This window comes from Rhodopseudomonas sp., assembly GCF_036404135.1.
GTDB lineage: Bacteria > Pseudomonadota > Alphaproteobacteria > Rhizobiales > Xanthobacteraceae > Rhodopseudomonas_A.
In genome coordinates, this window is the sequence record NZ_DASWPE010000185.1 from 15,280 (window position 1) to 37,690 (window position 22,411).

26 protein-coding genes are annotated in these 22,411 nt (G+C 66.0%); 1 reads left to right on the forward strand and 25 read right to left on the reverse strand.

Going from position 1 to position 22,411, the window contains the following annotated elements; translation table 11 throughout:
• The first annotated feature begins 656 nt into the window (after positions 1-656).
• Positions 657-1,370 carry a response regulator transcription factor gene (locus VGC77_RS20740; RefSeq protein ID WP_331173449.1) on the forward strand — a complete coding sequence of 238 codons (714 nt, stop codon included), beginning with the start codon at positions 657-659 and terminating at the stop codon, positions 1,368-1,370.
• On the opposite strand, the gene VGC77_RS20745 is transcribed toward VGC77_RS20740, so the two are convergent.
• From VGC77_RS20745 to VGC77_RS20865, 25 genes are all read right to left on the reverse strand, one after another.
• Positions 1,336-1,788 (reverse strand): hypothetical protein, encoded by a 453-nt coding sequence (locus VGC77_RS20745; protein WP_331173450.1) that lies wholly within the window; start codon positions 1,786-1,788, stop codon positions 1,336-1,338. The genes VGC77_RS20740 and VGC77_RS20745 overlap by 35 nt on opposite strands.
• Positions 1,785-2,276 carry a hypothetical protein gene (locus VGC77_RS20750; RefSeq protein WP_331173451.1) on the reverse strand — a complete coding sequence of 164 codons (492 nt, stop codon included), beginning with the start codon at positions 2,274-2,276 and terminating at the stop codon, positions 1,785-1,787. Before VGC77_RS20750 ends, VGC77_RS20745 begins: the two co-directional genes overlap by 4 nt.
• A gap of 31 nt (positions 2,277-2,307) precedes the next feature.
• Positions 2,308-2,793, reverse strand: coding sequence for a rod-binding protein (locus VGC77_RS20755; protein ID WP_331173452.1), 486 nt, complete (start codon positions 2,791-2,793; stop codon positions 2,308-2,310).
• A gap of 39 nt (positions 2,794-2,832) precedes the next feature.
• The gene (locus VGC77_RS20760; protein ID WP_331173453.1) at positions 2,833-3,222 is read right to left on the reverse strand and encodes a hypothetical protein; all 390 of its coding nucleotides are present in this window, start codon (positions 3,220-3,222) and stop codon (positions 2,833-2,835) included.
• Positions 3,223-3,228: 6 nt separating this feature from the next.
• Positions 3,229-3,975, reverse strand: coding sequence for a flagellar biosynthesis protein FliR (gene fliR, locus VGC77_RS20765; protein WP_331173454.1), 747 nt, complete (start codon positions 3,973-3,975; stop codon positions 3,229-3,231).
• Entirely contained in the window at positions 3,972-6,059 is a 2,088-nt protein-coding gene (flhA, locus tag VGC77_RS20770; RefSeq protein ID WP_331173455.1) for a flagellar biosynthesis protein FlhA, read from the reverse strand. Before flhA ends, fliR begins: the two co-directional genes overlap by 4 nt.
• A 76-nt stretch (positions 6,060-6,135) precedes the next feature.
• Complete coding sequence (gene fliQ, locus VGC77_RS20775; protein WP_331173456.1) at positions 6,136-6,402, reverse strand: flagellar biosynthesis protein FliQ; 267 nt, start codon at positions 6,400-6,402, stop codon at positions 6,136-6,138.
• A 3-nt stretch (positions 6,403-6,405) separates the two neighbouring features.
• On the reverse strand, positions 6,406-6,819 hold the full coding sequence (flgD, locus tag VGC77_RS20780; RefSeq protein WP_331173457.1) for a flagellar hook assembly protein FlgD: 414 nt from the start codon (positions 6,817-6,819) through the stop codon (positions 6,406-6,408).
• Between the two features lie 15 nt (positions 6,820-6,834).
• Positions 6,835-7,245, reverse strand: a complete 411-nt coding sequence (gene flbT / locus VGC77_RS20785; RefSeq protein ID WP_331173458.1) for a flagellar biosynthesis repressor FlbT — start codon at positions 7,243-7,245, stop codon at positions 6,835-6,837.
• A gap of 8 nt (positions 7,246-7,253) precedes the next feature.
• On the reverse strand, positions 7,254-7,601 hold the full coding sequence (gene flaF, locus VGC77_RS20790; protein ID WP_331173459.1) for a flagellar biosynthesis regulator FlaF: 348 nt from the start codon (positions 7,599-7,601) through the stop codon (positions 7,254-7,256).
• Positions 7,602-7,640: 39 nt separating this feature from the next.
• Positions 7,641-8,684 (reverse strand): flagellar hook-associated family protein, encoded by a 1,044-nt coding sequence (locus tag VGC77_RS20795; RefSeq protein WP_331173460.1) that lies wholly within the window; start codon positions 8,682-8,684, stop codon positions 7,641-7,643.
• A gap of 5 nt (positions 8,685-8,689) precedes the next feature.
• Entirely contained in the window at positions 8,690-10,162 is a 1,473-nt protein-coding gene (gene flgK / locus VGC77_RS20800) for a flagellar hook-associated protein FlgK (RefSeq protein WP_331173461.1), read from the reverse strand.
• Between the two features lie 30 nt (positions 10,163-10,192).
• Positions 10,193-11,410, reverse strand: coding sequence for a flagellar hook protein FlgE (locus tag VGC77_RS20805; RefSeq protein WP_331173462.1), 1,218 nt, complete (start codon positions 11,408-11,410; stop codon positions 10,193-10,195).
• Between the two features lie 74 nt (positions 11,411-11,484).
• On the reverse strand, positions 11,485-12,096 hold the full coding sequence (locus VGC77_RS20810) for a transglycosylase SLT domain-containing protein (protein ID WP_414709704.1): 612 nt from the start codon (positions 12,094-12,096) through the stop codon (positions 11,485-11,487).
• Positions 12,014-13,225 (reverse strand): flagellar hook-length control protein FliK, encoded by a 1,212-nt coding sequence (locus VGC77_RS20815; RefSeq protein WP_331173463.1) that lies wholly within the window; start codon positions 13,223-13,225, stop codon positions 12,014-12,016. Before VGC77_RS20815 ends, VGC77_RS20810 begins: the two co-directional genes overlap by 83 nt.
• Positions 13,222-14,409, reverse strand: coding sequence for a chemotaxis protein (locus VGC77_RS20820; RefSeq protein ID WP_331173464.1), 1,188 nt, complete (start codon positions 14,407-14,409; stop codon positions 13,222-13,224). The genes VGC77_RS20815 and VGC77_RS20820 overlap by 4 nt, the downstream gene beginning before the upstream one ends.
• Entirely contained in the window at positions 14,406-15,677 is a 1,272-nt protein-coding gene (locus VGC77_RS20825; RefSeq protein WP_331173465.1) for a MotB family protein, read from the reverse strand. The genes VGC77_RS20820 and VGC77_RS20825 overlap by 4 nt, the downstream gene beginning before the upstream one ends.
• Before the next feature lies 1 nt (position 15,678).
• Positions 15,679-16,314, reverse strand: a complete 636-nt coding sequence (locus VGC77_RS20830) for a hypothetical protein (protein ID WP_331173466.1) — start codon at positions 16,312-16,314, stop codon at positions 15,679-15,681.
• Positions 16,311-17,951, reverse strand: a complete 1,641-nt coding sequence (gene fliF / locus VGC77_RS20835) for a flagellar basal-body MS-ring/collar protein FliF (RefSeq protein WP_331173467.1) — start codon at positions 17,949-17,951, stop codon at positions 16,311-16,313. Before fliF ends, VGC77_RS20830 begins: the two co-directional genes overlap by 4 nt.
• A gap of 131 nt (positions 17,952-18,082) precedes the next feature.
• On the reverse strand, positions 18,083-19,018 hold the full coding sequence (locus VGC77_RS20840; RefSeq protein WP_331173468.1) for a flagellin: 936 nt from the start codon (positions 19,016-19,018) through the stop codon (positions 18,083-18,085).
• Positions 19,019-19,207: 189 nt separating this feature from the next.
• Entirely contained in the window at positions 19,208-19,936 is a 729-nt protein-coding gene (gene fliP, locus VGC77_RS20845; protein ID WP_414709705.1) for a flagellar type III secretion system pore protein FliP, read from the reverse strand.
• A 14-nt stretch (positions 19,937-19,950) separates the two neighbouring features.
• Positions 19,951-20,397 carry a flagellar basal body-associated FliL family protein gene (locus VGC77_RS20850; RefSeq protein WP_331173470.1) on the reverse strand — a complete coding sequence of 149 codons (447 nt, stop codon included), beginning with the start codon at positions 20,395-20,397 and terminating at the stop codon, positions 19,951-19,953.
• 52 nt (positions 20,398-20,449) lie between these two features.
• The gene (gene flgH, locus VGC77_RS20855; RefSeq protein ID WP_331173471.1) at positions 20,450-21,145 is read right to left on the reverse strand and encodes a flagellar basal body L-ring protein FlgH; all 696 of its coding nucleotides are present in this window, start codon (positions 21,143-21,145) and stop codon (positions 20,450-20,452) included.
• Between the two features lie 5 nt (positions 21,146-21,150).
• Complete coding sequence (locus tag VGC77_RS20860) at positions 21,151-21,885, reverse strand: MotE family protein (RefSeq protein WP_331173472.1); 735 nt, start codon at positions 21,883-21,885, stop codon at positions 21,151-21,153.
• Between the two features lie 67 nt (positions 21,886-21,952).
• Positions 21,953-22,411: flagellar basal body P-ring protein FlgI (locus tag VGC77_RS20865; RefSeq protein ID WP_331173473.1), on the reverse strand; the 459-nt coding region annotated here is incomplete at its 5' end.

Here is a 22,411-nt window from a genome sequence, read left to right on the forward strand (position 1 = left end):
ACGCAACGCCGCGCCCTCGGCCGCGCCGCCTTCCCCCCGCAATAATCCACCAGCCATCGCTCACCGGAGCCACGCGACGCGCATCCGCATCGACCCGATGCAGTGATTCGTCATCGAACCGACGCATGATTTACGGAGCATTGCGTAGCAACGTGTAGCAACGTGTATCACCGCGTCGCACTACGTAGCAGTGCGTTGCATTATGTAGCATGACGTTGCAGCGCCAAGCGCGCGATCTGACACGAACGAACGCCGCAGTGAGTCTTTTATGCAACTTTGGCAGTTTGATTAGTTGCGCTGCGTTTCCGCATATTTCGATTCGCTTGACCGTCGGGCACCATTTTGACGTAATACGTAATACTACGAGTTCGGATTCGCACATGCGATGCGTCGAAGTCGGATGAACAGAGCGAAATGCCGCTGCATTGTGCGGACCGCCGCGACCATCCATCACGTCGTCGAACGACATCGTCACGGTCGCTGTCCCCACAGACGTAAGACGACCGCTCCGTGCCCATCCTTCCGGAGAGCGCATCCCGCGCTTTTCCGAATCCCGTAACTGTTGTGTTGCGTCGGTATGCGTCGGGCGAATGGAGCGAACGTGCCGGGTTCGGCTCCGCAATGGCATCTAGGCGATCACGCTGGGGGATTGTTACATGTTTGTTGTCATCGACGACCGTAAGGGCGTCATTCAGGGCTACGCTGCGGGGTTTGATCGCGAAGGCATCGTCTCGATCGGCTTCTCGTCGACAGATTTTCGCGATTGGCTGGAAGGCGCGGTCGGCAACGACCTCGGGGCGATCGGGGCGTTTCTATTGGGCGACTGCGCCGACCGCATCAGTCTGCCGCCGAGCATCCGCAACCGCTGCCGCGCGCCGATCATCGCCTTGAACGGTCTGAAGCATCTCAAGAGCACCATCGAATTGTTCGAGGCCGGGGTCGACGACGTGGTCAACGCCCCGGTGCATGTTCGCGAGATCCTGGCGCGCACCGCGGTGATCCGCCGCCGCACCATCGGCCCGGCCGAACAGACCCCGACCAGCGTGATCCGGGTATTTCTCGACGGCCGCGATCCCGAAATCGGCGGCCGCACCCTGGAGCTGCCGCGCCGCGAACTGCGCATCCTCGAACATCTGGTCAGCCATCAAGGCAAGTGGCTGACCAAGAACCAGATGTTCAACGCCATCTACGGACTGTTCGACGCAAGCTTCGACGAGAACGTCATCGAGAGCCATGTCAGCAAGCTGCGCAAGAAGCTGCGCGGCCATCTCGGCTACGACCCGATCGAATCCAAGCGCTACATGGGATATCGTCTCGACGACCTGAAATCGCGCGCTAACGGCGAATCTGATCCTTCGAGACATAGTTGAAATCCTGCACCAGCACGTCGCGCAGCACGTCGCTTTGCAGCCTGTCGTTGACGTGCTCGCGTACCGTCTGGGTGAATTGCGCAAGGTCGTAGCGCGCCAGATTCTTGAAATCCAGCTTCTGGTCGCCGTAGATGGCGCGAAACGCCTCGTCGACGACGAACGGTTCAGCCGGCACCGGCAATTGCCGCAGCGCGCGCGCCTCGGCGGTGAACACCAATTGCGCGACGATGTAGCCTTGAACGCTGCCGTCGGCGATCATCGGCACGTTGATGACCTTGGTCTTCTCGTAGACCAGACCGCCGAGCGCCTCCTCCGCGGGCGGCGGCGCGGCGCGATCCTGCTTCCAATACGACATCGCCATGCTGGCGCCGGCGGTGACCAGACAGGCCCAGGCGCCGGCGATCAACAGCCGGATCATTTGCATCGCCGCGACCCCGCCGAATAGGTGCCGTCGGATTCCACTTCCTGAATCGAGCGGGCGATGATCGCGGAGACTTCGCGCACCGCGTCGAGGTGGATCTGCAGCGCCGCCTGGTTCCTAACCAGGCTGGCGCGCAGCCGCGCCAGATGCGGCACCACGCGCGGATCGATCGGGGCGCCTTGCGCCAGCCGCATCGCCCGCGTCAGTTCGAGCAGCCCGCGGTTCTTGCGCTGGCTGGAGGCTTCGAGATCGACCGAGACCCGGATCGCGAGCCGCTCGGTTTCCTCGTCGATCGTCGCATTGAGCCGCTCGATCGCGTTCAACGTGCTGCTGGCGGTGCCGAGCCACTGCCCCGGCGCCGCCTGCTCCTCGGCGTCGGCGGGCAGCGGCGGCGGCACATCGCCATTGCTCTCGCCGTTGTTGGTTTCGACGCCGGAGCGCTGCTCGCCCCATGCCACGACATTGCGCTGCTGCTCAAGATCCATCTGCCTTCTCCCTCCATGTTCTCGTCCGCGCTCAGCCCTCGACGGCCGCATCCGCCGCGGCGCGCGAATTCGCCAATTGCTTGGCGATGCCGATGCCGTTGCCCTTGCTCATCTCGTTGCCGATCTGTTCGGCCAGCATCGATCGCCAGACGGTTCCGGCGGTGCCTTTTCCAAACACCTCGTTGGCGTCCTTCGGCAGCATCGATTCCACGAACATCTGCAGGATAAAGGCTTCGAATTTGCGATACACCGCGGCGTTGCCGCCGCTGGCCTTGACGATCGGCGCGTGCCCGGCGCCGTCGAGCGCCGCGCCGGCCGCCGCCGCTGCGCTGCCGTCCGCCTGCGGCGTGATCGGCTCGAGCGCGCCGGCCTCGATCTTCTGATCGACCGTGGCGGCGAAGTCCTGCGCAGCGGCCGGGGACAGCCGCTCCAGTCGGCTGGCCGCGATGCGCTGCGACGCCGGGTCTGCGGCCGCCATCACCTCGGTGATCAGATCCTGAACCGGGGCGACCGTCATGGCTGGCTCCGCGCGGCGGCCGGGGGTGCCGGACGCGGGCTAGGGCTGTTCGACTGAGACCGACTTGTCAATTTCGTCCTCCAATATCCGCTTCTCCTGCTCGCGAATCGCGCGGCCGGCGAGCAGGTGAACCTTGCGCAGCACCTGTTTCAGCTTGCGCGCCTCGTCGCGGGCCTGCGCCGCCAGCCGCTGTCTGGTCTTGGTGACGACGCCATGCTCGACGCTCGCCGCCCGCAGGCTCCGCCCGGCGACCTGCGCCATCAGCTCCGGCAGCTTGGTGTCGTCGTTGAAGCCCTCGATGATCCGCCGCCGGCGGTCGTCGAGCTCGCTCTCCTTGGCCTGACATTCCATCAACTGCCATTCGGCGATGCGGTGCAGCCGGGCCTGCACCGCGGCGATGCGACGAATTTTGCGATCCTTCGACTTCATCGCGCCTCACCCCGCGAGCCAGGCCGCGAAGGCGATGGAGAACTGCAGCACCATTTCGCGGCTGGTCAGATACAGCAGCAGCAACCCGCCGAACAGCACGAAGGGCAGCGAGATGAAATACACCGGAATGCTCGGGGTCAGCTTGTTGGCGAGCCCGATCGCCAGATTGACGATGATCGAATAGATCACGAAGGGGCTTGCGACCCGCAGCGCCAGCGTGAACGCCTGCGACAGATGATCGACCAACTGGCCGAGGCCGTCGCCGGCGCTGACGCCCACAGCCGGCAGCCAGATCCGATACGAGCCGAGCAGGCCGCGCAGCAGCTCCCAATGCTGATCGGTCATGAAGAACAGCACCGTCGCCGACACCGTGATCAGCGGCACCAGCGCCGGCACGTGCTCGCCGTCGTCGACGGTGCCGGCGAGATTGAGCCCGATCCCCGACGCGATGAAGGTGGCCATCGTCTCCAGTGCTGCGAAGAACACCCGCGCGGAGAGGCCGATCATCAGCCCGATGACGAGCTCCGACCAAATCAGGCCGAGGATCGCCGGGGCGGCGGCGCCGTCCAGCGCCGGCCGCACCGTGGCCTCCAGCAACGGCGACAACATCAGCGTGACGCTGAGCGCCAGGAACAGCCGGACCTGCAGCGGAATGTTGGAGCGCGAATAGCCCGGCGCCACCATCATGCAGGTGCCGACGCGGCAGAAAACCAGGAACACCGCCAACACCGTGGTCGCGGCCGGCGCGATCACGAGATGGCTCCGAGCGACATCACCTCGACGCCGCGCGCGATCTCGACATGCGACAGGATCGGCAAGGTCGGGAACATGCGCTCGGTGATCATGCGGACATAGGGCCGCACCTCCGGCGGCGCCACCAGCACCACGTTCTCGCCCTGCCCGGTGGCCTTGCGGACCGCGACCGAGACGTCGCCGGCGAACTGCTCGACCAGCCGGGGATCGGCGTCGAATTCGACGATCTCGCCCTTGCCGTCGCGTTTCAGGCTTTGATGGAAGGCAAGATCCCAGCGATTGCCGAGCCGCAACACCTTCAACACCCCGTTGTCGGAACAGTCGCCGCAGATCTGCTGCGCGATGCGCATCCGGACGTGTTCGGCGATCTGCTCGGAGCGCCGGACGTGCGGCGCGATCTCCGCCACCGCCTCGAGAATGAGATGCAGATTGCGGATCGAAATCCGCTCGGCGAGCAGCAGCTTGAGCACCGCCTGCAGCCCGGAATAGGAAATCTGCGACGGGCAGATGTCCTCGATCAGTCGCTTGTATTCCGGATCGAGCCGGTCCAGCAGCGCGCGGGTGTCCTTGTAGGACAATAGCTGCGCCAGATTGCTGCGGATCACCTCGCTGAGATGCGTCAGCAGCACCGAAATGTTGTCGGCGACCTTGAAGCCGTCCTGCTTGACCTGATCGAGGAAGGTATCCGGAATCCACATCGCCTTCATGCCGAAGGCGGGCTCGATGGTCTCGTCGCCCGGCACGTCCGGCCGGCGATCGCCGTCGAACAAAACCAGCACTTCGCCGATCCGCAAATCGTGCTGCGCCACCACGGTGCCGTAGATCTTGATGCGGTAGCTCTTCGGCCCGATCGACAGATCGTCGGTCAGCTTGATTTCCGGAATCACGAAGCCGTATTGCGTGGCGAAGCGGCGGCGGATCTTGCCGACCCGATGCGCCAATTCGCCATGCGCGTTGAGCATCTGCACCGCGAGCTGGCTGCCGACGCAAAGCTCGACGTCGGCGCCCTTCAGGCATTCCTTGATCGAGTCCTTGGATTCCGCCTGCGCGCGCTGCTGATCCTGGGTCACGCGGGCCTGCTCCTGCTGCTGCTCCGCCGCCCGCCGCCGCGGCAGCGCGTAGCTCATGAACGCCATCACCCCACCGAGAAAGGCGAACGGCAACAGCGGCAGCCCCGGCATCATGCCGAGCGCCACCATCATCAGCGCCGCCACGGATTGCGCGCGCGGATAGCTGCCGAGCTGGCGCAGCACCATCTGTTCGGCGGAGCCCCTTGTGCCGCCCTTCGACACCAAGAGGCCTGCCGACAGCGAGACGATCAGCGCCGGGATCTGCGACACCAGCCCGTCGCCCACCGACAGCTTGGTGAAGACGTCGGCGGCCTGCGCCAGCGGCAGACCATGATGGGTGACGCCGATGACGATGCCGCCGAAAATATTGATCGCGGTGATGATCAGGCCGGCGATAGCGTCGCCGCGCACGAATTTCGAGGCGCCGTCCATCGCGCCGAAGAACGCGCTCTCCTCCTCGAGTTCGCGGCGGCGGCGTTGCGCCTCCTTGTCGTCGATCAGCCCGGCAGACAGATCGGCGTCGATCGCCATCTGTTTGCCGGGAATGGCGTCGAGCGTGAAGCGCGCGCCGACTTCGGCGATCCGCGTCGCGCCCTTGGTGATCACCACGAAATTCACCGTGACCAGGATGGCGAAGATGATCAGGCCGATGACGAAATCGCCGCCCATCACGAATTTGGAAAACCCCGCCACCACGTAGCCGGCGGCGTTCTCGCCCTCGCCGCCATGCGACAGAATCACCCGCGTCGTCGCCACGTTGAGCGCGAGCCGCAGAATCGTGGCGATCAGTAGCACGGTGGGAAACGCCGAGAAATCCAACGGCCGCTGGATCCACAGCGCCACCATCAGGATCAACGCCGACAGCGCGATGGAAAACGCCAGGCCAACGTCGATCAGCAGCGTCGGGACCGGCAGCACAAGCATCGTCAAAATGGCGGCGATGCCGACCGCGAAAGCCACATCGGTGCCGATCCGACGCTCCACCGGCAGCGCCGGCACCATTACATCGGTCATGAGGAATCCTGTGATCGAGACATGCCGGCAGCTTGCGGCAGCGAGCTTGCGTGAAGGTGGCGTCGCCACCCGCGCTTCAGAATCCGTGCTCGATCCGCGAATACAACAGCTCGGTGAAGGCGTAGATATGCGCGCCCATGAACGAGCCGGAGACCGCGACCACGACCAGCATCACCACGATCTTGGGAATGAAGGTCAGCGTCATCTCCTGCACCTGGGTCAGCGCCTGCAGTAGCGCGATGGCAACGCCGACCGCCATCGCCGCGCCCACCGCCGGCCCGGACACCACAATGATGGTCCAGATCGCCTGCTGGACGATGTCGAGGGCGTCGCGTTCGTTCATCGCTCAGCTGATGGTGATGCCCGGGCCGAGCTGGACCTGGACGCCGTTGTCCAGCGTCGCCACCGCGCCGCCCTGAATGATGTGCACCGCGGTGATCTTGCCGGTCGAACTCTCGCCATCCTCGCTGGTGAACGAGGCGGTGCGGCCGATCAGGCCCTCGGCCTGCGACAACGCGCTGGTCGACAACAGCGTGTCCAGCTTGGTGTTGGTCTGGATCGCCTGCTCGACCGACGACAGTTGCGCGAACTGGCTCATATATTGCGACATGTCGGTCGGGCTGGTCGGGTCCTGGTTGCGCATCTGCGCGATCAAAAGCTGCAGGAAATCATTATAGCCGACCGTGGCCGCCGCCGACGACGAACTGTCGCTCGTCGTCGACGACGTCGACTGCGTCGTGTTTACACCATCGACAACCATGTCATCCTCCTCGCATCAGGCCGTCTCGGCCAGGGGCAAAACATCGTGGCTGGTCAGGATGGCCCGCTCGACCTCGAACAGCGTTCGCAGCTTTCGCAACGCATCGTAATAGCGCCTGGCCTCGACCAGATCCTCCAGCGCCTCCAGGCCGCGCAGAATTTCGGCGTTCTCGCTGACCGCGACCAGCGCGCAGCGTTGCTGCCGGTACACCGCCTTGGCGTCCTCGACGTCGTGCGGGCTCATCAGCATCAGTTGCACCACGAAGTACAATTGCCGCAGCGGCGTCGTCGCCTCCGCCACCTGCATCACCTGGCCTTCCAGCAGAAACGCCACGTCGTTGACCAGTTCCAGCGTCACCTTGCGGTCGACCCGCAGCACCGCGCCATTGACATAGATCCGCTCGCCGCCGCGCAACGAGATACACATCGGCTTTTTCATGCCAGCGCGTCTCGGATCACGGTGTTGATGGCGATCAACTCGCCGAGGTCGGAGGCCTTGTCCTGGCGGATGCGGTCCGCCTCCTTGATGATCCACAGTCCGATCGAGATCAGGTCGGCGCGCAATTTCTCCGGCAGCCCGTTCCGCGAACTCGACAGGTCCTGGATGAAGAACGTCCACAGCCTGCGGATGTAGAGCAGCGCCTCGATGTCGTCGGGCGGTCGCAGCTCGCCACCTTGCAACCGCGTCAGAAGCTCAACGCCGTGGCTCAGCGCCAGTTTCTCGCGGGCCCGCGCCTCCTGCCCGCTGTCTTCGATCATGGTGTCGTAGCTGGAAAGGGTCATATCAATGAACAGCCGACTGCGTCATCAGTGCGCTTCCGATCAGATGTAATTGAGGATGCTGAGCTGCTGAATGCGCGAGGTCAGCGCCAGCGACATCTCGAGCTGGTTGTTGAGGTTGGTGACGCGCACCGAGGCTTCGGTCGGGTCAACCTTCTCCATCGCGTCGATCTGGTCGGTGATCAGATCGCCCTGCACCTTGAGCCGGTCGGTGGCGCCGCTGGTCTGCTCCTGCGCGGTTCCGATTTTGGCCCCGACATTGGCGAGGTCGTTGATCGCCTCGCCGATCTCGCCGATCGCGGCGTCGACCACGGTCTGAAACGCCGCCGGGTTGAGGTTCTGCGTGCCGAGATCGCTGAGCATGGTGTAGGCCTTCGCCAGCTTGCGGAACGCCGGCTCGTTGGCGCTCGCCGAGGAGTCGATGGTCTGGGTGGTCGAAATCCGGCTGCGCATCACCTGGTCGGTGGCGGTCGACCAATTGGCGCCCCACGCCGGGTCAGCAAATTCCGCGCTGAATTGCGTATCGAGAAAGCTCTGCATGTCGGTCGCGCCGATCCCCGAAACCGAGGCGGAATTCTGCGCAAAGCCGAAGGTCGTCGCAAACGCCGCGTCGATCGCGGTCTTGCTGGAGGACCCCGCGGCGTAGTCCGCCATCGGCGTGGTCGCGGTGTTGATGCCGCCGAACAGATATTGGCCGTCCATGGTGACGTTCAGCGTCGAGATCAGGCCCTGCAGGTTGGCGCCAGCGGACTGCGCGATGATGCTGCCGCCGTCGGCCGAATTGCGGGCCGCCAACAGATCCTTCTGAAACGACTTGGCGGCGTCGATCAGTTCGTCGACCCGCTGCTGCGCGGTGTCGAGCCGCCCGGCGACCAGCCCGTTGGTGTCGACCAGCTTGTCGACATTGAGCAACTCGGAGCGCAGCACCACGTCGCGGCCGGTCAAGGCCCCGAGGCTGAGGCCGACATCGGCGTTGCGCCCGGTGGTCGCCTCCTGGGTCGCCCGCGACAGCGCCGCCTGGCTCTTCATCGCGGAGATCCGCAATGTGGTGGAGATCGAATTCGTCGAAATGAAAGTCGTCGCCATGTCCGTTACCCCACAGAATCCAGCAGATCTTGCAACATCTGGTCGACCGCCGAGATCAGCTTCGACGACGCCGAATAGGTACGCTCGACCTGCATCATGAACGTCATTTCGTCGTCCATATTGACGCCGTTGACGTTGCTGAGCGCGTCGGCGCTGCGCTCCAGCAGCGTCTGGCTGTAGGTCGATTCGTCGCTGGCGCTGCTGCGCTGCGATTCCAGCCAGCTCACCGAGGAGCCGGCAAAGTCGATCAGCCCGCCATTGGGATTGGCCAGCGCGGCCGGATCGAAGGCGCGGCTTTCGGTCAAGCCATCGGCCAGTTGCTGCAGCCGATCGAAATAGCCGGCATTGCCGTCGGTGTTGTAGGTGTAGGCGGCGTTGCCGGAGATGCCGCCGTCGCGCAGCAGCGTCGGATCGCCGCCGACGCTCTGATCGACCGAGGCGGCGACGCTGATGCTGCCGGCGAGCCCGACCGAGATCACGCCGGAGGCCGGGATCGCCGGGGCGCCCGCATAGGTGAACAGCCCGGGAACGTCAGGCAGCGACGCGCCCGTCTGATCGCTCTCGGCGAAGCTCTCGACCAGGCCGCGCGCGATCTCGTCGAGCTGGTTCTGATACGACACCGTGGTGTCGTCGCGCAGCGCGGCGAGCCCTGCGATCTTGCCGGATTGCACCGGCATCACCGCGGAGGCGCCGATCACCGGCACGCCGTCGATATACACCGCGTTGCCGGTGGTTGACGGCGAGAAGCCGAAGGTCTGGTCGAAGGAGACCGTGCGCGCGGATTTCTCGAACATGGTGACGCCGGAGTCGGTGTAGATCACCATGTCGTTGTTGGCGCGGGTGGAGACGGTGATGCCGACCTCCTGCGACAGTTTCGACAGGATGCCGTCGCGCAGGTCGAGATAGTCGGTGGTATCCGATCCGGCGATGGTGCCCTTGACGATCGCGGTGTTGACGGTTTCGAATTGCGCCAGCAGCTGATTGATGTTGGCGACCGAACTCGCCAGATCGGCATCGGCGTCGAGCCGCACCCCCTGCACCGTGCTGGTGGCGTCGTTGAGCGAGGCCGCCACCGCCTTCGCCGCGGTCACCGCGGCCTGCGCCAGCGTGACGTTGTCCGGCGCCGTCGCGCTCTGCTGCAACGCGGTGCGCAGCTTGGCGAGCTGCGCGGCGGGCGATTGATCGAGTTCCGGATCGTCGATGGTGGTCGCGGAGATCTTCTGCAGGCCGTTATAGATGCTGTCCTGCTTGGCCGAGGTCGACGCCGCCTTCAGCACGTTGTTGAACAGTCCGGTGCTGGTGGCGCGCTGGATGCCTTCGACGAACACGCCGTTGCCCGGCATCGTCGCCAGCAGCACGTTCTTGCGCGAATAGCCATCCTGGGTGGCGCCGGCGATGTTGCGCGAGACCGCGGCGGCCTGGGTGCCCGCCGCCATGAGCGAGGAGCGGGCCGAATTGAGCGCGACGGTGAGTGTCATGGGGCTGCCTGTGTGTTGACCGGATCGCGGCTAGCGCTTCAGATTGACCAGCACGTCGAGCAGATCCGCGCCGGTCTGGAACACCTTGGAATTCGCAGTGTAGCCGCGCTGCGATTCGATCATCGCGGTGAGTTCGTTGGCGAGGTCGACGTTGGAGGCTTCCAGCGCTTCCGACTTGACGATGCCGAGCCCGCTGTGCCCGGCGAAGTCGACCTGCACGTTGCCGGAGTCGATGCCGACCGAGTAGACGTTGCCGACCTCGGGCACCAGATTGTCCGGACTCGGCACCGTGGCCAGCGGAATCTTGTAGGTCGCAAGCCGGGTGCCGTCGTCGTAGATCGCGTACATGGTGCCGTCGGTGTCGACCTCCACCTTGTCGATCGAGCTCGGCGAATTGCCGTCGGTGGTGGCCTTGAACTGGAATTCGTCGGCGACCTGGGTCATCGCCGACAGATCGAGCTTGAACGGCGAGCCGTTCGGGATGGTCAGCGACAGCGAGGTCGGACTGGTGGCGGCGAGCTTGCCCTTGCCGGTGGCGCTGACGTCGAAGCTGAAGGTATTCGTCGCCAGTGGCGTGCCGGGATAGGCGGCGGTGCTGTCGTAGACCTCCATGTTCCAGGTGTTCGCCGCGGTCTTATAGGCGTAGATGTCGAGCGTCACCTTGTTGCCGATATTGTCGTAAGTGATCAGCGAGGTCTTCGAGGTGTAGTTCGGCGCGCCAGTGGTGATGGCGGCGTTGGCGTCGAGATTGGCCGACGCGGTGGCCTGCGTCGACGGGTTGCCTTCCAGCGCGGTCTGCCCGATGTTGACGACCTCAAGGCCGGTCAAGCCGTTGGCGACGACGTTGGGCGGGCCGTTCTTGAGATTGTAGCCCATCAGATAGTAGCCCGCCGCATTATACAGATTGCCCTGACCATCCGGCACGAACGAGCCGGCGCGGGTCAGGAACGGCGTGCCGTTGGCATCGCTCACCGCGAAGAAGCCGTTGCCCTGGATCGCCAGATCGGTCGCCGAGGTGGTGTATTGCAGCGTGCCGGGATCGGAGATCGCATAGCGCACCTGGGTCTCGACGCTGCCGGAATTATAGCTGCCGGACCCGCTCTTCAAGATCAGCGAGGAGAATTCCGTGGAGGCGCGCTTATAGCCGGTGGTGTTGACATTGGCGATGTTGTCGGCCACCGCCGACAGCTTGTTCGACTGTGCGGTCATTCCGGAGCCGCCGGTGCGCATGACGCCATACAGACTCATCGATGCTCTCCATTCTGTCTGTTTGTCATTAGAGTCCAGATCGCTTGCGTGGGGCTGATCACGGCACTACGCGCTCATCGCAGTTCGGCGCGATCGGCGCAGAACGCGCGTGCCCGGCTGGTCCAGGAGCCGAAGCCGCTCGCCACCAGGCTGCCGATCACGCCGCAGACGTAGCGCTGCTGTGCGGGTTTGTTGCCGGGTCCGGCGTTGTAGCGCGCGACCGCCATCGTCCAATTGCCTTCGCGCGCCCGCAACTCCTTGAGAAACCGCGCCGCGTAGTCGACATTGTGCGCCGGATCGAACATCGCCTCGATGCTGGCGAATTTGTCGGCGTGGTAGCGATGGTTGATCTGCATGCAGCCGAGATCGACTAATTTTGCGCCGCTGCGTTTGGCATCGGCGAATGCGCCGACGGCGTGGCGCAGATCGGCGGCGAGCACGGTCTTGCCGTCGATGTTGAGCGCATAGGGATTGAGCACGCCGCTGCGCCCGGTCTCGCTGAGGCCCACCGAATACAACACGCCGAGCGGCACGCCGTGGCGTCGCGCCGCCAGCGCCATCTCGCGCTCGCAGGCGCCGCCGGCGCTGGCGCCGCCGGCCAGGCTACAGATAGACAGCGCCGTCAGCGCGGTCGCGAACGACGTCGTTATCCTGCGGGCGGTCTGCCGGCGCGGTGAAGTGCTCATGCTGCTGCCTGTTGTGACGCGAGCCGGCCTGGGCATCGCTGGATTGCCGTCCCTGCTCCGCGAAATTGATCTGCGCCCCGCCCTGCGGCTGCTGCGAGGACCGCTGATCGGATTGCGGCTGCTGCTGGCCGGAGCCGGCATTGGCATCGCCCGGCTGGCTGTGATCGATCGCGGCGATGTCGAATTTGTAGCCGGCGGATTGCATCAGATCGGTCAGCGCGCCGCGCTCGTGGCGCAGCAGCTGCGCGGTGTCGGCGCGCTCCGCGCTGAGACGGATTTCGACCGCGTCGCCGGCAAGTCGCATCTTCACCGTCACCGCGCCGAGGTCCGGCGGATCGAGTTGCAGCGTCAGACTCTTGACCGGCCCCTCGGTCGCCCTGGTGAGGCCCGACGGCGCGACGTCGGCACTGGCGCCGACCGCGGGCGTCGCGGCCGCCGGCAGCTCCGCGCTCATGCGGTCGACGATCTTCTGCAACTGGGTGAGTTGTTGCACCGGCTCGAAATGGGTCTCCTGGTCGCGCACCGCGACCTTGACCGGCGGCAGCGTCCGGGTCTCCGCCGAATCGATCGATAGCGTGACCCGAGGCTCGGCGCGGTCCGCCGAACTCGCGGCGTCGACGGCGCGCGTCAGATCGACGGGCGTCAGATCCGCGTCGCGCGGCTCGACGCGTGGATGCGCCGGCGGCGCGGTGGCGTCGGCCTCGGCGCTGGGCGGGCTGTGGGCCTGGTCGAACTGCGCGATCATCAGGCTCAGCGCGCTGTCCGGGTTGCGCCATTGCGACGCCGAGGCGGCGGCCTCGGCCGCGGCGTGCTGGGTCGAGCGTTCGGTCGATTTGCCGGCGCGGCGCCGGCTGCTCACCTCGTCCTCGTCGGCGATCTCGGCGCCGCGCGCCGCGACCTCGACGTGGGGCGTCGCGGCGTCGCGGCCCTCGTCGGTCTTGCCGCCGTCGGTCGCCGGCTTGGCGCCGGGCTTTGCGGCTTGCGCGATCACCTTGAGCTGGTCGCGGAAGCGCTCGATCTTGTCCGGCCGATCCTTCGCGGCCGCGGCGGTCGCGGCGCTGCCCTTTGCGGCGGATTTGGCGACGGCGAGTTGACGAAACGCCGCCAGCAGCGGGTCGGCCTTGGTCATCGATTTCGCTCCTTGAGTTGCGCGTCCGACTCCTCGAGCAGCCGCTGCGCGCGGTCGATCGCGCCGAGCGAGGCGCTGAAGTCGATCCGCGGCCGCATCGCGGTGGGCACGCCGTCATTGATCTCGACCTTCGCCGTCACCGCCGGCAGCGCCTTGCGCACGTCGCGGCCGAGCTTGAGCGCCGCCGCCAGCAGCTCGGAATCCTGCTCGGGCAACCGGCCGGCGTCGATCTGCTGCAGATCCTGCAGCGCCTGCTGATGGCCGTTGGTGACCAGGCGCGCCGCCGCGCGATACAGCTCCGCCCGCGCGCGGGTCGGGCTGTCCTGCTCGCTCAGCGCCATCACCCGCTCGGCGGCGAGCTCCGTCATCTCGGTCTTGCCGCGCAGCAGCGCGGTGCGCGCGATCAACAGATAGAGCGCGCGCTGGCTGGCGCCGTCGAGATGATCCAGCACGCCGACCAGCCGCGGAAACCGCGCAGTCTGCTGCGCGAAGCTGAAGCGCGCCACCGACAGCGCAAAGCGCTGGCGGAAATTCCCGGCATAGATCGAATGCCGGTAGCGACGGAAATAGCGCGTCGCCAGAAATTCGAATTTGTCGAAATCATCGGCCTGCCCAACCAGAAAGATTTCCCGGCGCAGCGCCGCCTCTTCGACCAGGGTGCCGGGCATCAGCAGCCGCACCTCGTCGAGCCGGTCGATGGTCGCCTTGACGTCGCTCTTGGCGAGCAGCGCCGACTGCACCAGCGCGATCTCGGCGCCGAGCGCCGCCGGCAGATTGCGCGCCCGCACCGCACCGAGCCGTTCCCGGGCCTCGTCGGGGCGGCCTTCGATATAGGCCAACGCGCCGTCGACCACCGCCTCGTCGAGCGCCAGCAGGTTGCGCGCGCGCAGCGTGCGCACCACCTCGGGGTCGCCGCCGCTCAGCAGGAAGGTGACCGCGGCGCGCGAATTGCGGGAATCCTTCCACAGCTCCGGGTCGGATTGCTGAAACTGCTCGCCGAGCCGCTTCAGCAGATCGCGTTGCGCGTTATGCGCGTCGAGACTTCCGCGCGCGATATCGTCCTGCAACGCCTGCAGCGAACGCACCAGCTGATAGGGCTGGCGCGTCGCGGCCTCGCTGTCCTCGGCCCGCGCCGCGCCGAGCAGCGCCAGCCATGCGAGGGCGATGATGCCGAAATGGATCATGGCGTCGGCGCGCGGATCAAGAGTTCGATGCGGCGGTTCGGCGCGGCCGAGGGATCGTTCGGATCTTTCGGGCGGCGATCGGCGTAGCCCTCGATGCGCTCGATGCGCCGGGCATCCAGCCCGCCGCGGATCAGCATGTAATAGGCCATGTGGGCGCGGGCGGTGGACAGCCGCCAATTGTCGTACTCCGCCGAGCGATAGGCGCGGTTGTCGGTGTGGCCGCGCACGATGAGTTGGCCGCGGTTCTGCGCGATCAGCGGCGTGATCTTGTCGAGCGCACGAATCAGGCCGGGCGATGGCTCGGCCGATCCGGTGGCGAACATGCCGTAATTGACGTCGTCGGTCAGGCTGATCAGCAGCCCCTCGCTGGTTTCGCGCACCTCGGCCTGCGGGCGCGCCGCGCCGAGCGTCGCCAGCGCCGCGCTGATGCTCGCCTGCAACTTGCCCGCGGCATTGGCCGCCGGCGCAGCATCGCCGCGCGCCGCGGCCAGGCGATTGCCGGGTGCGCCGGTCTTGGTGGCCTCGTCGGCGAACAGGCCGACCGGCCGCGGCTTGTCCTGCCGCGGTTCGGACGACGGCGGCGCGGCGCCGGCCGGCGCATCGTCCGGCGCCGCCGCCACGGTGGCGTCGGGCCTGCCCTGCGAGGGACGCCGGCCCTGGCCTTCGATCAGCGCTGCGGCCGCGTCGTCGAATGGCAGGCTGCCGGCCTCCTTGCGGCCCAGCGCCTTGTCGTCGAGCGGCGAGGTCTGCGCCATCGGCCAACTGATCGGATCGAACGGATCGCGGTAGGCCTCGCCGCCCTTCATGCCGTCCTTGCGCGCGGCGTCCGGCGTGCCGGCACCCGGCGCGAGACGCGGCGGGCCGCCGGCGATGTCCGACAGCACCGCATAGGGATCGCGAAACAGCGCGGCCTCGTCGCGCGCTTGCGCCGGCTGCGGCCGCGGCGCCGGCTCCGCGGCCTTGTCGGGCTCGGGTTGCGGCCGCTCGTTGTCGCCGTCGTCGGCCTTGCCGGGATCGACGCGCTTCGGATCGTTGATGCCCTTGCGATCGGGCGTGGAATCGGTGAGCTTGATCGGGTTGAAGTAGGCCGCGACGCTTTCGCGCGTCTCCGGATTGGTGGCGTTGATCAGCCACATCACCAGAAAGAACGCCATCATCGCGGTCATGAAATCGGCGTAGGCGATCTTCCAGACACCGCTCTTCTCTTCGGCGTCGAGCGAACTGCGGCGCCGGATGATGATCAGCTCGGGTCGCTCCTGTTCGGCCATCTCAGGCGAGAACCGCGAACTTCAAGCGGTCGGCCCAGACCTTGATCTGGGTTTCCAGCACCACCTCGTCGGCGATGATCGACACCTCGGCGACCGGGCCGGCGACCAGATCCACCGACATCGCCCGCGGGCCGAGCTTGCTGCGCAAAAGCTCGATCAATTCCGGCGGCGCGGTGATGCGCAGCGCCGGGCGCAGGGTGTCGGACGCCACCGACGACAGTTTCTCGACGAACGAGGCGACCGCCTGCTTCTGCACCGCGCCGACGATCAGCGGCTCGAGGATGCGCGCGGTGACGCCGGCGATCCTGGCCTCGAACGCGTGGCCGAGTTCGAGGATTTCGCCGGCCAGCCCGGCCGCGGTCTCATTCAGCAGCGCGCCGCGCTCGTCTTCCAGCCGGGCGTCGAATTTGACCTTTTCGGCATCAAGCTTGCGCTCATATTCGGCCAGCGCCGCGGCGTAGCCGTCGGCGACGCCGCGCTGATAGGCATTTTCTTCTGGCGGCGGCGGCGCCGGCTTCGCCGTCATCTTCGGGCTGGAGTGCAGCGCGTGGTCGAACGGCACCACCCGGCTGCGCCCTCGGGGAGGCTCCGGCCGATCGAAATCGGTCAACAAGCGTGCCACCATGTCCGCGGTCATGCGGGCTCCTCCTGCCGGATCCATTGTTTTAGAATCGCCGCGGCCTGCTTCTCATCGAGTTGGACGATCTGTTCCAAACGCTTTTGTGGCGCGTGCTGGGCACGTCGCGAGATGTCCTGCACCAGATTTGGCATCGCCTCATGGCCGAGCTGGGCCGCCGCGACGGCGTCGCCGCCGAGCAGCGCGGCGGCGTCGGCGGCCAGCACCGCGGCGCCGTCGTTCGACTTCGAGCTCGCCAGCACCACATTGATCGCCGGCCGCAAGCCGAACCAGATCAGCATGCCGGCCACCGCGAGGATGGTGATGGCACTGACGAAATTGCCGGACTGCCGCATCAGCACCTCGGTGAAGGTGATGCCGGGGACCGGCGCCAGATCGCGCGCGCCTTCGATGAACTCCACCGCGGAGACCTGGATCTGATCGCCGCGCGGCCGATCGAGGCCGGCGGCGGTGGCGGCGAGCTGGGAAATCTCGGCCACCTTGGCCTCCACCGCGGATTCGCTGACCTTGTCGCCAAGGCTGGCGATCAGCCGCGGCCGGTTGACCAGCACGGCGAGGAACATCTTGTTGACGAGGTAGCCGTCGCTCACCGTGGTCGTGGTCTTCGACGAGACCTCGTAATTGGTGACGTCCTCGCGCCGCTGTTTTTCGTCGTTGGAATTCTTGCCGCCGCTGGCGTTGAGCTGCTGATCCGGCAGATTCTGCTGCACCGTAGTCGGGCTCTGCCGGTCCAGGCTCTGCGAGGATTCACGTTCGCGGACCGCGCGCACCGAGCGCTGCACCCGCGACTCCGGATCGTACACCGTCTCGTTGGTCTGCCGCTTGTCGGTGGAGAGCTGGGTGGCGACGCTGACTTCGAAATTGTCCAGTCCGAGATACGGCGTCAGCGCCTTGCTGACGTTCTCCTGGATCAGCCGGCTGACCACGCGCTGCAGATTGGCCATGGTGGTCGGCGTGGCGCCGCTGCCGCTGCCGTCGTCGTCGGCGCCGAGCAAGGAGCCGTCGCTGTCCAGCACCGTGACTTTGTCCGGGGTCATGCCGGGCACCGCCGCCGCCACCAGATGGCGCACCGAGCGCGCGGTGCGCGGCTCGGCGGGGCCGTCGGTGCGCAACACCACCGACGCGGTCGGCGGCGCCTGCTCGCGCCGGAACGAGCCGCGCGCCGGCATCACGATGTGAACCCGCGCCGCCTTGACCCCCTTGATCACCTGGATGGTGCGGGCGATCTCGCCCTCCAGCGCGCGGACCCGCGTCACCTCCTGCATGAACGAGGTCAGGCCAAGAGAGCCGATCTTGTCGAACAGCTCGTAGCCGCCGCTGGTGCTGCTCGGCAGCCCCTTGTCGGCGAGCAAAGTGCGGGCCTGCGCGGCCTGGCCCGGACGCACCAGAATCGTATCGCCGGTGGCGTTGACATCGAACGGCACATTCGCGTCGCGCAAAACCGCGCTGACCCGGGTGATGTCATCTCGGCTGAGGCCCGAATAGAGCACGTTGAATTCCGGCCGGCTGAGATAATAGGCGCCGCCGCCGACGCCGAAGAACACCGCGAGCCCGACCAGCGCCAGCACCGTGAGCCGTCGCGGCCCGAGCTCGAGCAGATTCGTCCAGAGCTTTTGCGCGTATTCGCGATCGACCATCGAACCCTCTGCTGTGCTTTCGAATCCATTGTCGATTGCGAAGCTTGTCCGAGGGTTACGTAGTTAATATCAAGGAAACGGCCGCGACCGGATCGGTCGCGGCCGCCGTCACTATCAGGAGAGCGCGGGGATTACTTGAACAGCGACAGGATGCTCTGGCTGCCCGAATTGGCGATCGACAGCGCCTGGATGCCGAGCTGTTGCTGCACTTGCAGGGCCTGCAGACGGGTCGATTCCGCGTTCATGTCGGCGTCGACGAGCTGACCGACGCCGCGATCGATGGCGTCGCGCAGCGACTTGATGAAGTTCGAGTTGGAATCGATGCGGGTCTTGACCGCACCGAGGTCGGCGGAAGCCTGGGTCACGCTGCCGAGCGCCTGGTCGACGATGGCGACGTAGTCGTTGAGCTTCTGCAGGTCGGTCGCCGAATCGGTCAGCGTCGAGATGTCGATCGTCGCCACCGAACTGCTGGTGGTGCCGACGGTGACCGACTTGTCCATGATGCCCGCCGGCGTGCCGCCGGCCGCGTCATAGAGCTTCAGCTTGTCGATATCGACGTCGATGGTCTTGATCGCGACGGTGCCGCCGACGCGGGTGAACGACGACACCACCGACTTGGTGGCGTTGTAGCCGGTGGCGCTGGAATCCACCGTCAGCCAGTTTTCGCCGTTGAACACCGCCAGACCCGAGGTGTTCTCGAGGTCGTCCTGGATCGCGGAGATTTCCGCCTGCACCTTGGCGCGATCGACGCCGGGTTCGCGGGCCGCCACCAGCTTGGCCTTCATCGCGGTGAGGCCACTCTTGCTGTCGCCGACCACGGAGGTCAGCGCGGTGTACATGGTGTCGACGGTCGCGGCACCGAGACCGAGGGCGTCGGACACCGCCGACAGCGCTTCGTTGTCGGACCGCATCGTGGTGGCGATCGACCAGTAGGCGGAGTTGTCGGACGCGGTTGCGACCCGATAGCCCGTGGAGATGCGGTTCTGTGTGGTGGCAAGGCTGTCGTTGACCGTCCGCAGGGTCTGCAGTGCGGTCATGGCGGACGTATTCGTGAGGAGGCTCGACATCGGATGTCCCTTGATTTGATGAATCGATTTTGGGGGGACATACCGGGCTTTCACCGGTACGGCAGGGCGGCGTCATGCCTTTGGGAGTCGAATTTCAGAATTCGCCCAACCTGCCGTGGCAACAGCTTAGCGCGCAAACCTTACTCAAGGCTGAACAGCGCGGCGCACAAGCGGAGGTCGAAAGCGTCTCTACAGATAGGAGCGCACCAGCCCGACCGCGAGCAGATTCCAGCCGTCGATCAGCACGAAGAACAACACCTTGAACGGCAGCGCGAACACGGTGGGCGGCATCATCATCATGCCCATCGACATGGTCAGCGTGGCGACCACCATGTCGATCACCAGGAACGGCATCACAATCAGAAATCCGATCTCGAAAGCGCGGCGCAGTTCCGACACCATGAAGGCCGGAATAATCACCCGCAGATCGACCTTGTCGCCCTCCGGCCGAATCCGCAGGCTCTCCGCGGCGAGATTTTCGAAGGTCTGCAGGTCCTTGTCGCGGACATGCGCCATCATGAATTCGCGGAACGGCTCGGTGACGCGGCTATAGGCTTCCTTCTCGGTGATCTCGTTCTGCATCAAGGGCTGCAGGCCGTCGCGCCAGGCCCGATCGAAGGTCGGCGCCATCACGTAGAAGGTGAGAAACAGCGCCAGGCTGATCATCACGATATTGGCCGGCGTGGTCTGCAATCCGAGCCCGGTGCGCAGAAACGACAGCGCGACGACGAAGCGGGTGAAGCTCGTCACCATGATCAACAGGCCCGGCGCCAGCGACAGCACGGTGAGCAGCGCCACCATCTGGATGATGCGGCCGCTGGCGCTGCCGCCACCCGGCGGAATCAGCGTCGACAGGTCCGGCATCTGCGCGAACGCCGCGTCCGGCACTAGCGCAGCGACCGCAACGCCAAGCAGCATAGCGAAGGCGCGGCTCATTGCACGACCAGCGTTTCGATAATCAATTCGCGCACCTTGCCGCTCGAGCGAATCGCGGCTCGTTCGTTGAGATCCTCGCGCAGATATTGCAGGCCACGCGCGCCTTCGATCTGCGCCGGCGAGATCGTGCGCAGATAGGCCACGACGTCTTCGCCGACCCGCGCCACCAGCACATTGGCCTCGTCTTCATTGACCTGATCGGTGATCACCGAGGCTTCGACGCGAATCCAGGCGCCGGGCGGCGACGCCAGATTGGTCACCACCGGCGCGATCTTGCGCAGCCGCGCGCCCGGACCGAACGCCTGCACCGCCGGCGGCGCGGCAACCTGGGGCGGGCTGTCCGCGCTGTGCTGCTGCACCGTGGACAGCAGATGAAGGCTGGACAGCACGCCGGCGGCGGCAGACACCGCCGTGAGCACCAGAAAACCCGCCAGCCATTGCATTGCGCTACGTCTCTCTCATCCGCCGATCGCCACTCAAGCCATGGCCGTCGTGCTAGAACGGCACCACCTGGTCGTAGATCTGGTGCCCCCACGCCGGCTGCTGCACCTCCATCAGGCGACCGCGGCCGCCGTAGGAAATTCGCGCCTCCGCCACTTTCTCGTAAGCGATGGTGTTGTTGCGGGTGATATCGAGCGGCCGGACGATGCCGCCGACGTTCAGCACCCGCATCTCGTAATTCACCCGGACTTCCTGCGAGCCGGAGATCAGCAGGTTGCCGTTCGGCAGCACGTCGACCACCGCGGCCGCGACCGAGAACTTCACCTCTTCGGTGCGGTCGATCTTGCCGGCGCCTTTGGTCGAGGTCTGCGAGGAGACGTTGGCGTCGACCTGGCCCTTCTTCGACCACGGCAGAAATTCGGCGAGATAATCGGCGGAGAATTTGGTCTCGGAATCCCGCGACCGATCGGTCTTGTTGTCGAGCGTCGCCTTGTCGTTCATCGAAATGGTGACGGTCAACAGATCGCCGACCCGCGAGGCGCGCGGGTCGCGGTACAGATCGCGGCGCTCGTTCCACAGCGAATAGCGGCTCTGGACGTATCGGCCGCGCGCCTCGATCGGAATCGCGCGGGCGTCGGCGTGCAGGCCCTGGCCGATCGGCGACATCGCCGGGGCCTGGCCCAGTTCGGCGAGATTGTTGGCGCAGCCGCTCACGGCGAGGCACGCCAGCAGGGCAACGGGCAATCGCATCAGCTTCATTTCCTGGTATTCCCATCGTCGGCGCGGCGCATGCCGGCCAGCGTGTCGGCGAGGCGGGCGCCGCGCGCCGGCTCCATCTCATTGAGGATCGCGCTGGCGTTGCGCACCCGCAGCTTGGCGAGCACCGCGGCGGCGGTGTCGTCGGCCATGCTGGCGATCTGCAATGCTGCGGCTTCCGGCTCCATCCGGGAATAGATTTCGACCACGCTGTCCTCGGCCTTCTTCAAGAACTCCTCGCGCAGCTTCAGCCATTGCTCATACTCAGCGCGCTTGGCCTCGAGTTCGGCGATGCGCTGGCGCAATTTGTCCTCGGCCGCCTGCAATTCCTTCTGCTGCCAGGCGACGCGGGCATCCAGCGCCGCGTCGGCGATGTTGCTGCAGAATTTCGCGGCGTCGGACTCCGGCGGTGCCGCTGGCGCCGCTTCGCTTGCGCCGGGCGACGGCGGCGGCGCGGCCTTGGCTGCGCTGGCGCTCGCCTGAGCGAGCAGCGGCGCGGCGGTTTTCGCCGCCGCGGCGTGATTGGTGTCCGGCAGCGGCCGCGGCGCCGACGACGGCTTCGCCGCCGATCTGGCCGGCGATTTGGCCTGCGATTTAGCCGCCGATGCTTTGGCGAACTCGCTCAAGTTCAGCGGCTTCGACAGCGTCGGCTCGGATTGCGCGGCGGCCGGCGCCAAGGCCGCCAGCGCAACGCACCCCGCCGCCAGTCCGGACCATGTCGCAAAGCTCGGCATTCGTTCTCTCGTCAATCACTTGCGCGAGCGTTGCACGCACAAGCTTGCGCGACGCTGTCTTGCCGTCTCATTGAATGACCAGGTCGGCTTGCAGCGCGCCGGCGGCCTTGATCGCCTGCAGGATGGAGATGATGTCGCGCGGTCCCACCCCCAGCGCGTTCAGCCCGTCCACCAGATGCTGCAGCGAGACGCCGTCCGGCATCACCGCCATGCGGTTGCCGCGGCTGTCATCCACCTGGATGGAGGTGCGGGGTACTTCCTGGGTGGTGCCGGTGTTGGAGAAGGGCGAAGGCTGGCTGACCTGCGGCGTCTCGGTGACCTTGATGGTCAGGTTGCCCTGGGCGATGGCGACGGTGGAGATGCGCACATCCGAGCCCATCACGATCACGCCGGAATTCTCGTCGATCACCACCTTGGCGGGCTGGTCGGGATCGACCTTGATCTGCTCGATGTCGGTCAGGAGCTGCATCACCCCGCCCGGATAATTGCCCGGCACCGCCAGCGCGACATTGGAGGGATCGGTGGC

Bases quoted from the DNA above. Each gene is read 5' to 3' on its own strand.
- VGC77_RS20740 (WP_331173449.1), top strand. From the start codon at position 657: ATGTTTGTTGTCATCGACGACCGTAAGGGCGTCATTCAGGGCTACGCT.
- VGC77_RS20745 (WP_331173450.1), bottom strand. From the start codon at position 1,788: ATGATCCGGCTGTTGATCGCCGGCGCCTGGGCCTGTCTGGTCACCGCC.
- VGC77_RS20750 (WP_331173451.1), bottom strand. From the start codon at position 2,276: ATGGATCTTGAGCAGCAGCGCAATGTCGTGGCATGGGGCGAGCAGCGC.
- VGC77_RS20755 (WP_331173452.1), bottom strand. From the start codon at position 2,793: ATGACGGTCGCCCCGGTTCAGGATCTGATCACCGAGGTGATGGCGGCC.
- VGC77_RS20760 (WP_331173453.1), bottom strand. From the start codon at position 3,222: ATGAAGTCGAAGGATCGCAAAATTCGTCGCATCGCCGCGGTGCAGGCC.
- flhA (WP_331173455.1), bottom strand. From the start codon at position 6,059: ATGACCGATGTAATGGTGCCGGCGCTGCCGGTGGAGCGTCGGATCGGC.
- fliQ (WP_331173456.1), bottom strand. From the start codon at position 6,402: ATGAACGAACGCGACGCCCTCGACATCGTCCAGCAGGCGATCTGGACC.
- flgD (WP_331173457.1), bottom strand. From the start codon at position 6,819: ATGGTTGTCGATGGTGTAAACACGACGCAGTCGACGTCGTCGACGACG.
- flbT (WP_331173458.1), bottom strand. From the start codon at position 7,245: ATGTGTATCTCGTTGCGCGGCGGCGAGCGGATCTATGTCAATGGCGCG.
- flaF (WP_331173459.1), bottom strand. From the start codon at position 7,601: ATGACCCTTTCCAGCTACGACACCATGATCGAAGACAGCGGGCAGGAG.
- VGC77_RS20795 (WP_331173460.1), bottom strand. From the start codon at position 8,684: ATGGCGACGACTTTCATTTCGACGAATTCGATCTCCACCACATTGCGG.
- flgK (WP_331173461.1), bottom strand. From the start codon at position 10,162: ATGACACTCACCGTCGCGCTCAATTCGGCCCGCTCCTCGCTCATGGCG.
- VGC77_RS20805 (WP_331173462.1), bottom strand. From the start codon at position 11,410: ATGAGTCTGTATGGCGTCATGCGCACCGGCGGCTCCGGAATGACCGCA.
- VGC77_RS20810 (WP_414709704.1), bottom strand. From the start codon at position 12,096: ATGAGCACTTCACCGCGCCGGCAGACCGCCCGCAGGATAACGACGTCG.
- VGC77_RS20815 (WP_331173463.1), bottom strand. From the start codon at position 13,225: ATGACCAAGGCCGACCCGCTGCTGGCGGCGTTTCGTCAACTCGCCGTC.
- VGC77_RS20820 (WP_331173464.1), bottom strand. From the start codon at position 14,409: ATGATCCATTTCGGCATCATCGCCCTCGCATGGCTGGCGCTGCTCGGC.
- VGC77_RS20825 (WP_331173465.1), bottom strand. From the start codon at position 15,677: ATGGCCGAACAGGAGCGACCCGAGCTGATCATCATCCGGCGCCGCAGT.
- VGC77_RS20830 (WP_331173466.1), bottom strand. From the start codon at position 16,314: ATGACCGCGGACATGGTGGCACGCTTGTTGACCGATTTCGATCGGCCG.
- fliF (WP_331173467.1), bottom strand. From the start codon at position 17,951: ATGGTCGATCGCGAATACGCGCAAAAGCTCTGGACGAATCTGCTCGAG.
- VGC77_RS20840 (WP_331173468.1), bottom strand. From the start codon at position 19,018: ATGTCGAGCCTCCTCACGAATACGTCCGCCATGACCGCACTGCAGACC.
- fliP (WP_414709705.1), bottom strand. From the start codon at position 19,936: ATGCTGCTTGGCGTTGCGGTCGCTGCGCTAGTGCCGGACGCGGCGTTC.
- VGC77_RS20850 (WP_331173470.1), bottom strand. From the start codon at position 20,397: ATGCAATGGCTGGCGGGTTTTCTGGTGCTCACGGCGGTGTCTGCCGCC.
- flgH (WP_331173471.1), bottom strand. From the start codon at position 21,145: ATGCGATTGCCCGTTGCCCTGCTGGCGTGCCTCGCCGTGAGCGGCTGC.
- VGC77_RS20860 (WP_331173472.1), bottom strand. From the start codon at position 21,885: ATGCCGAGCTTTGCGACATGGTCCGGACTGGCGGCGGGGTGCGTTGCG.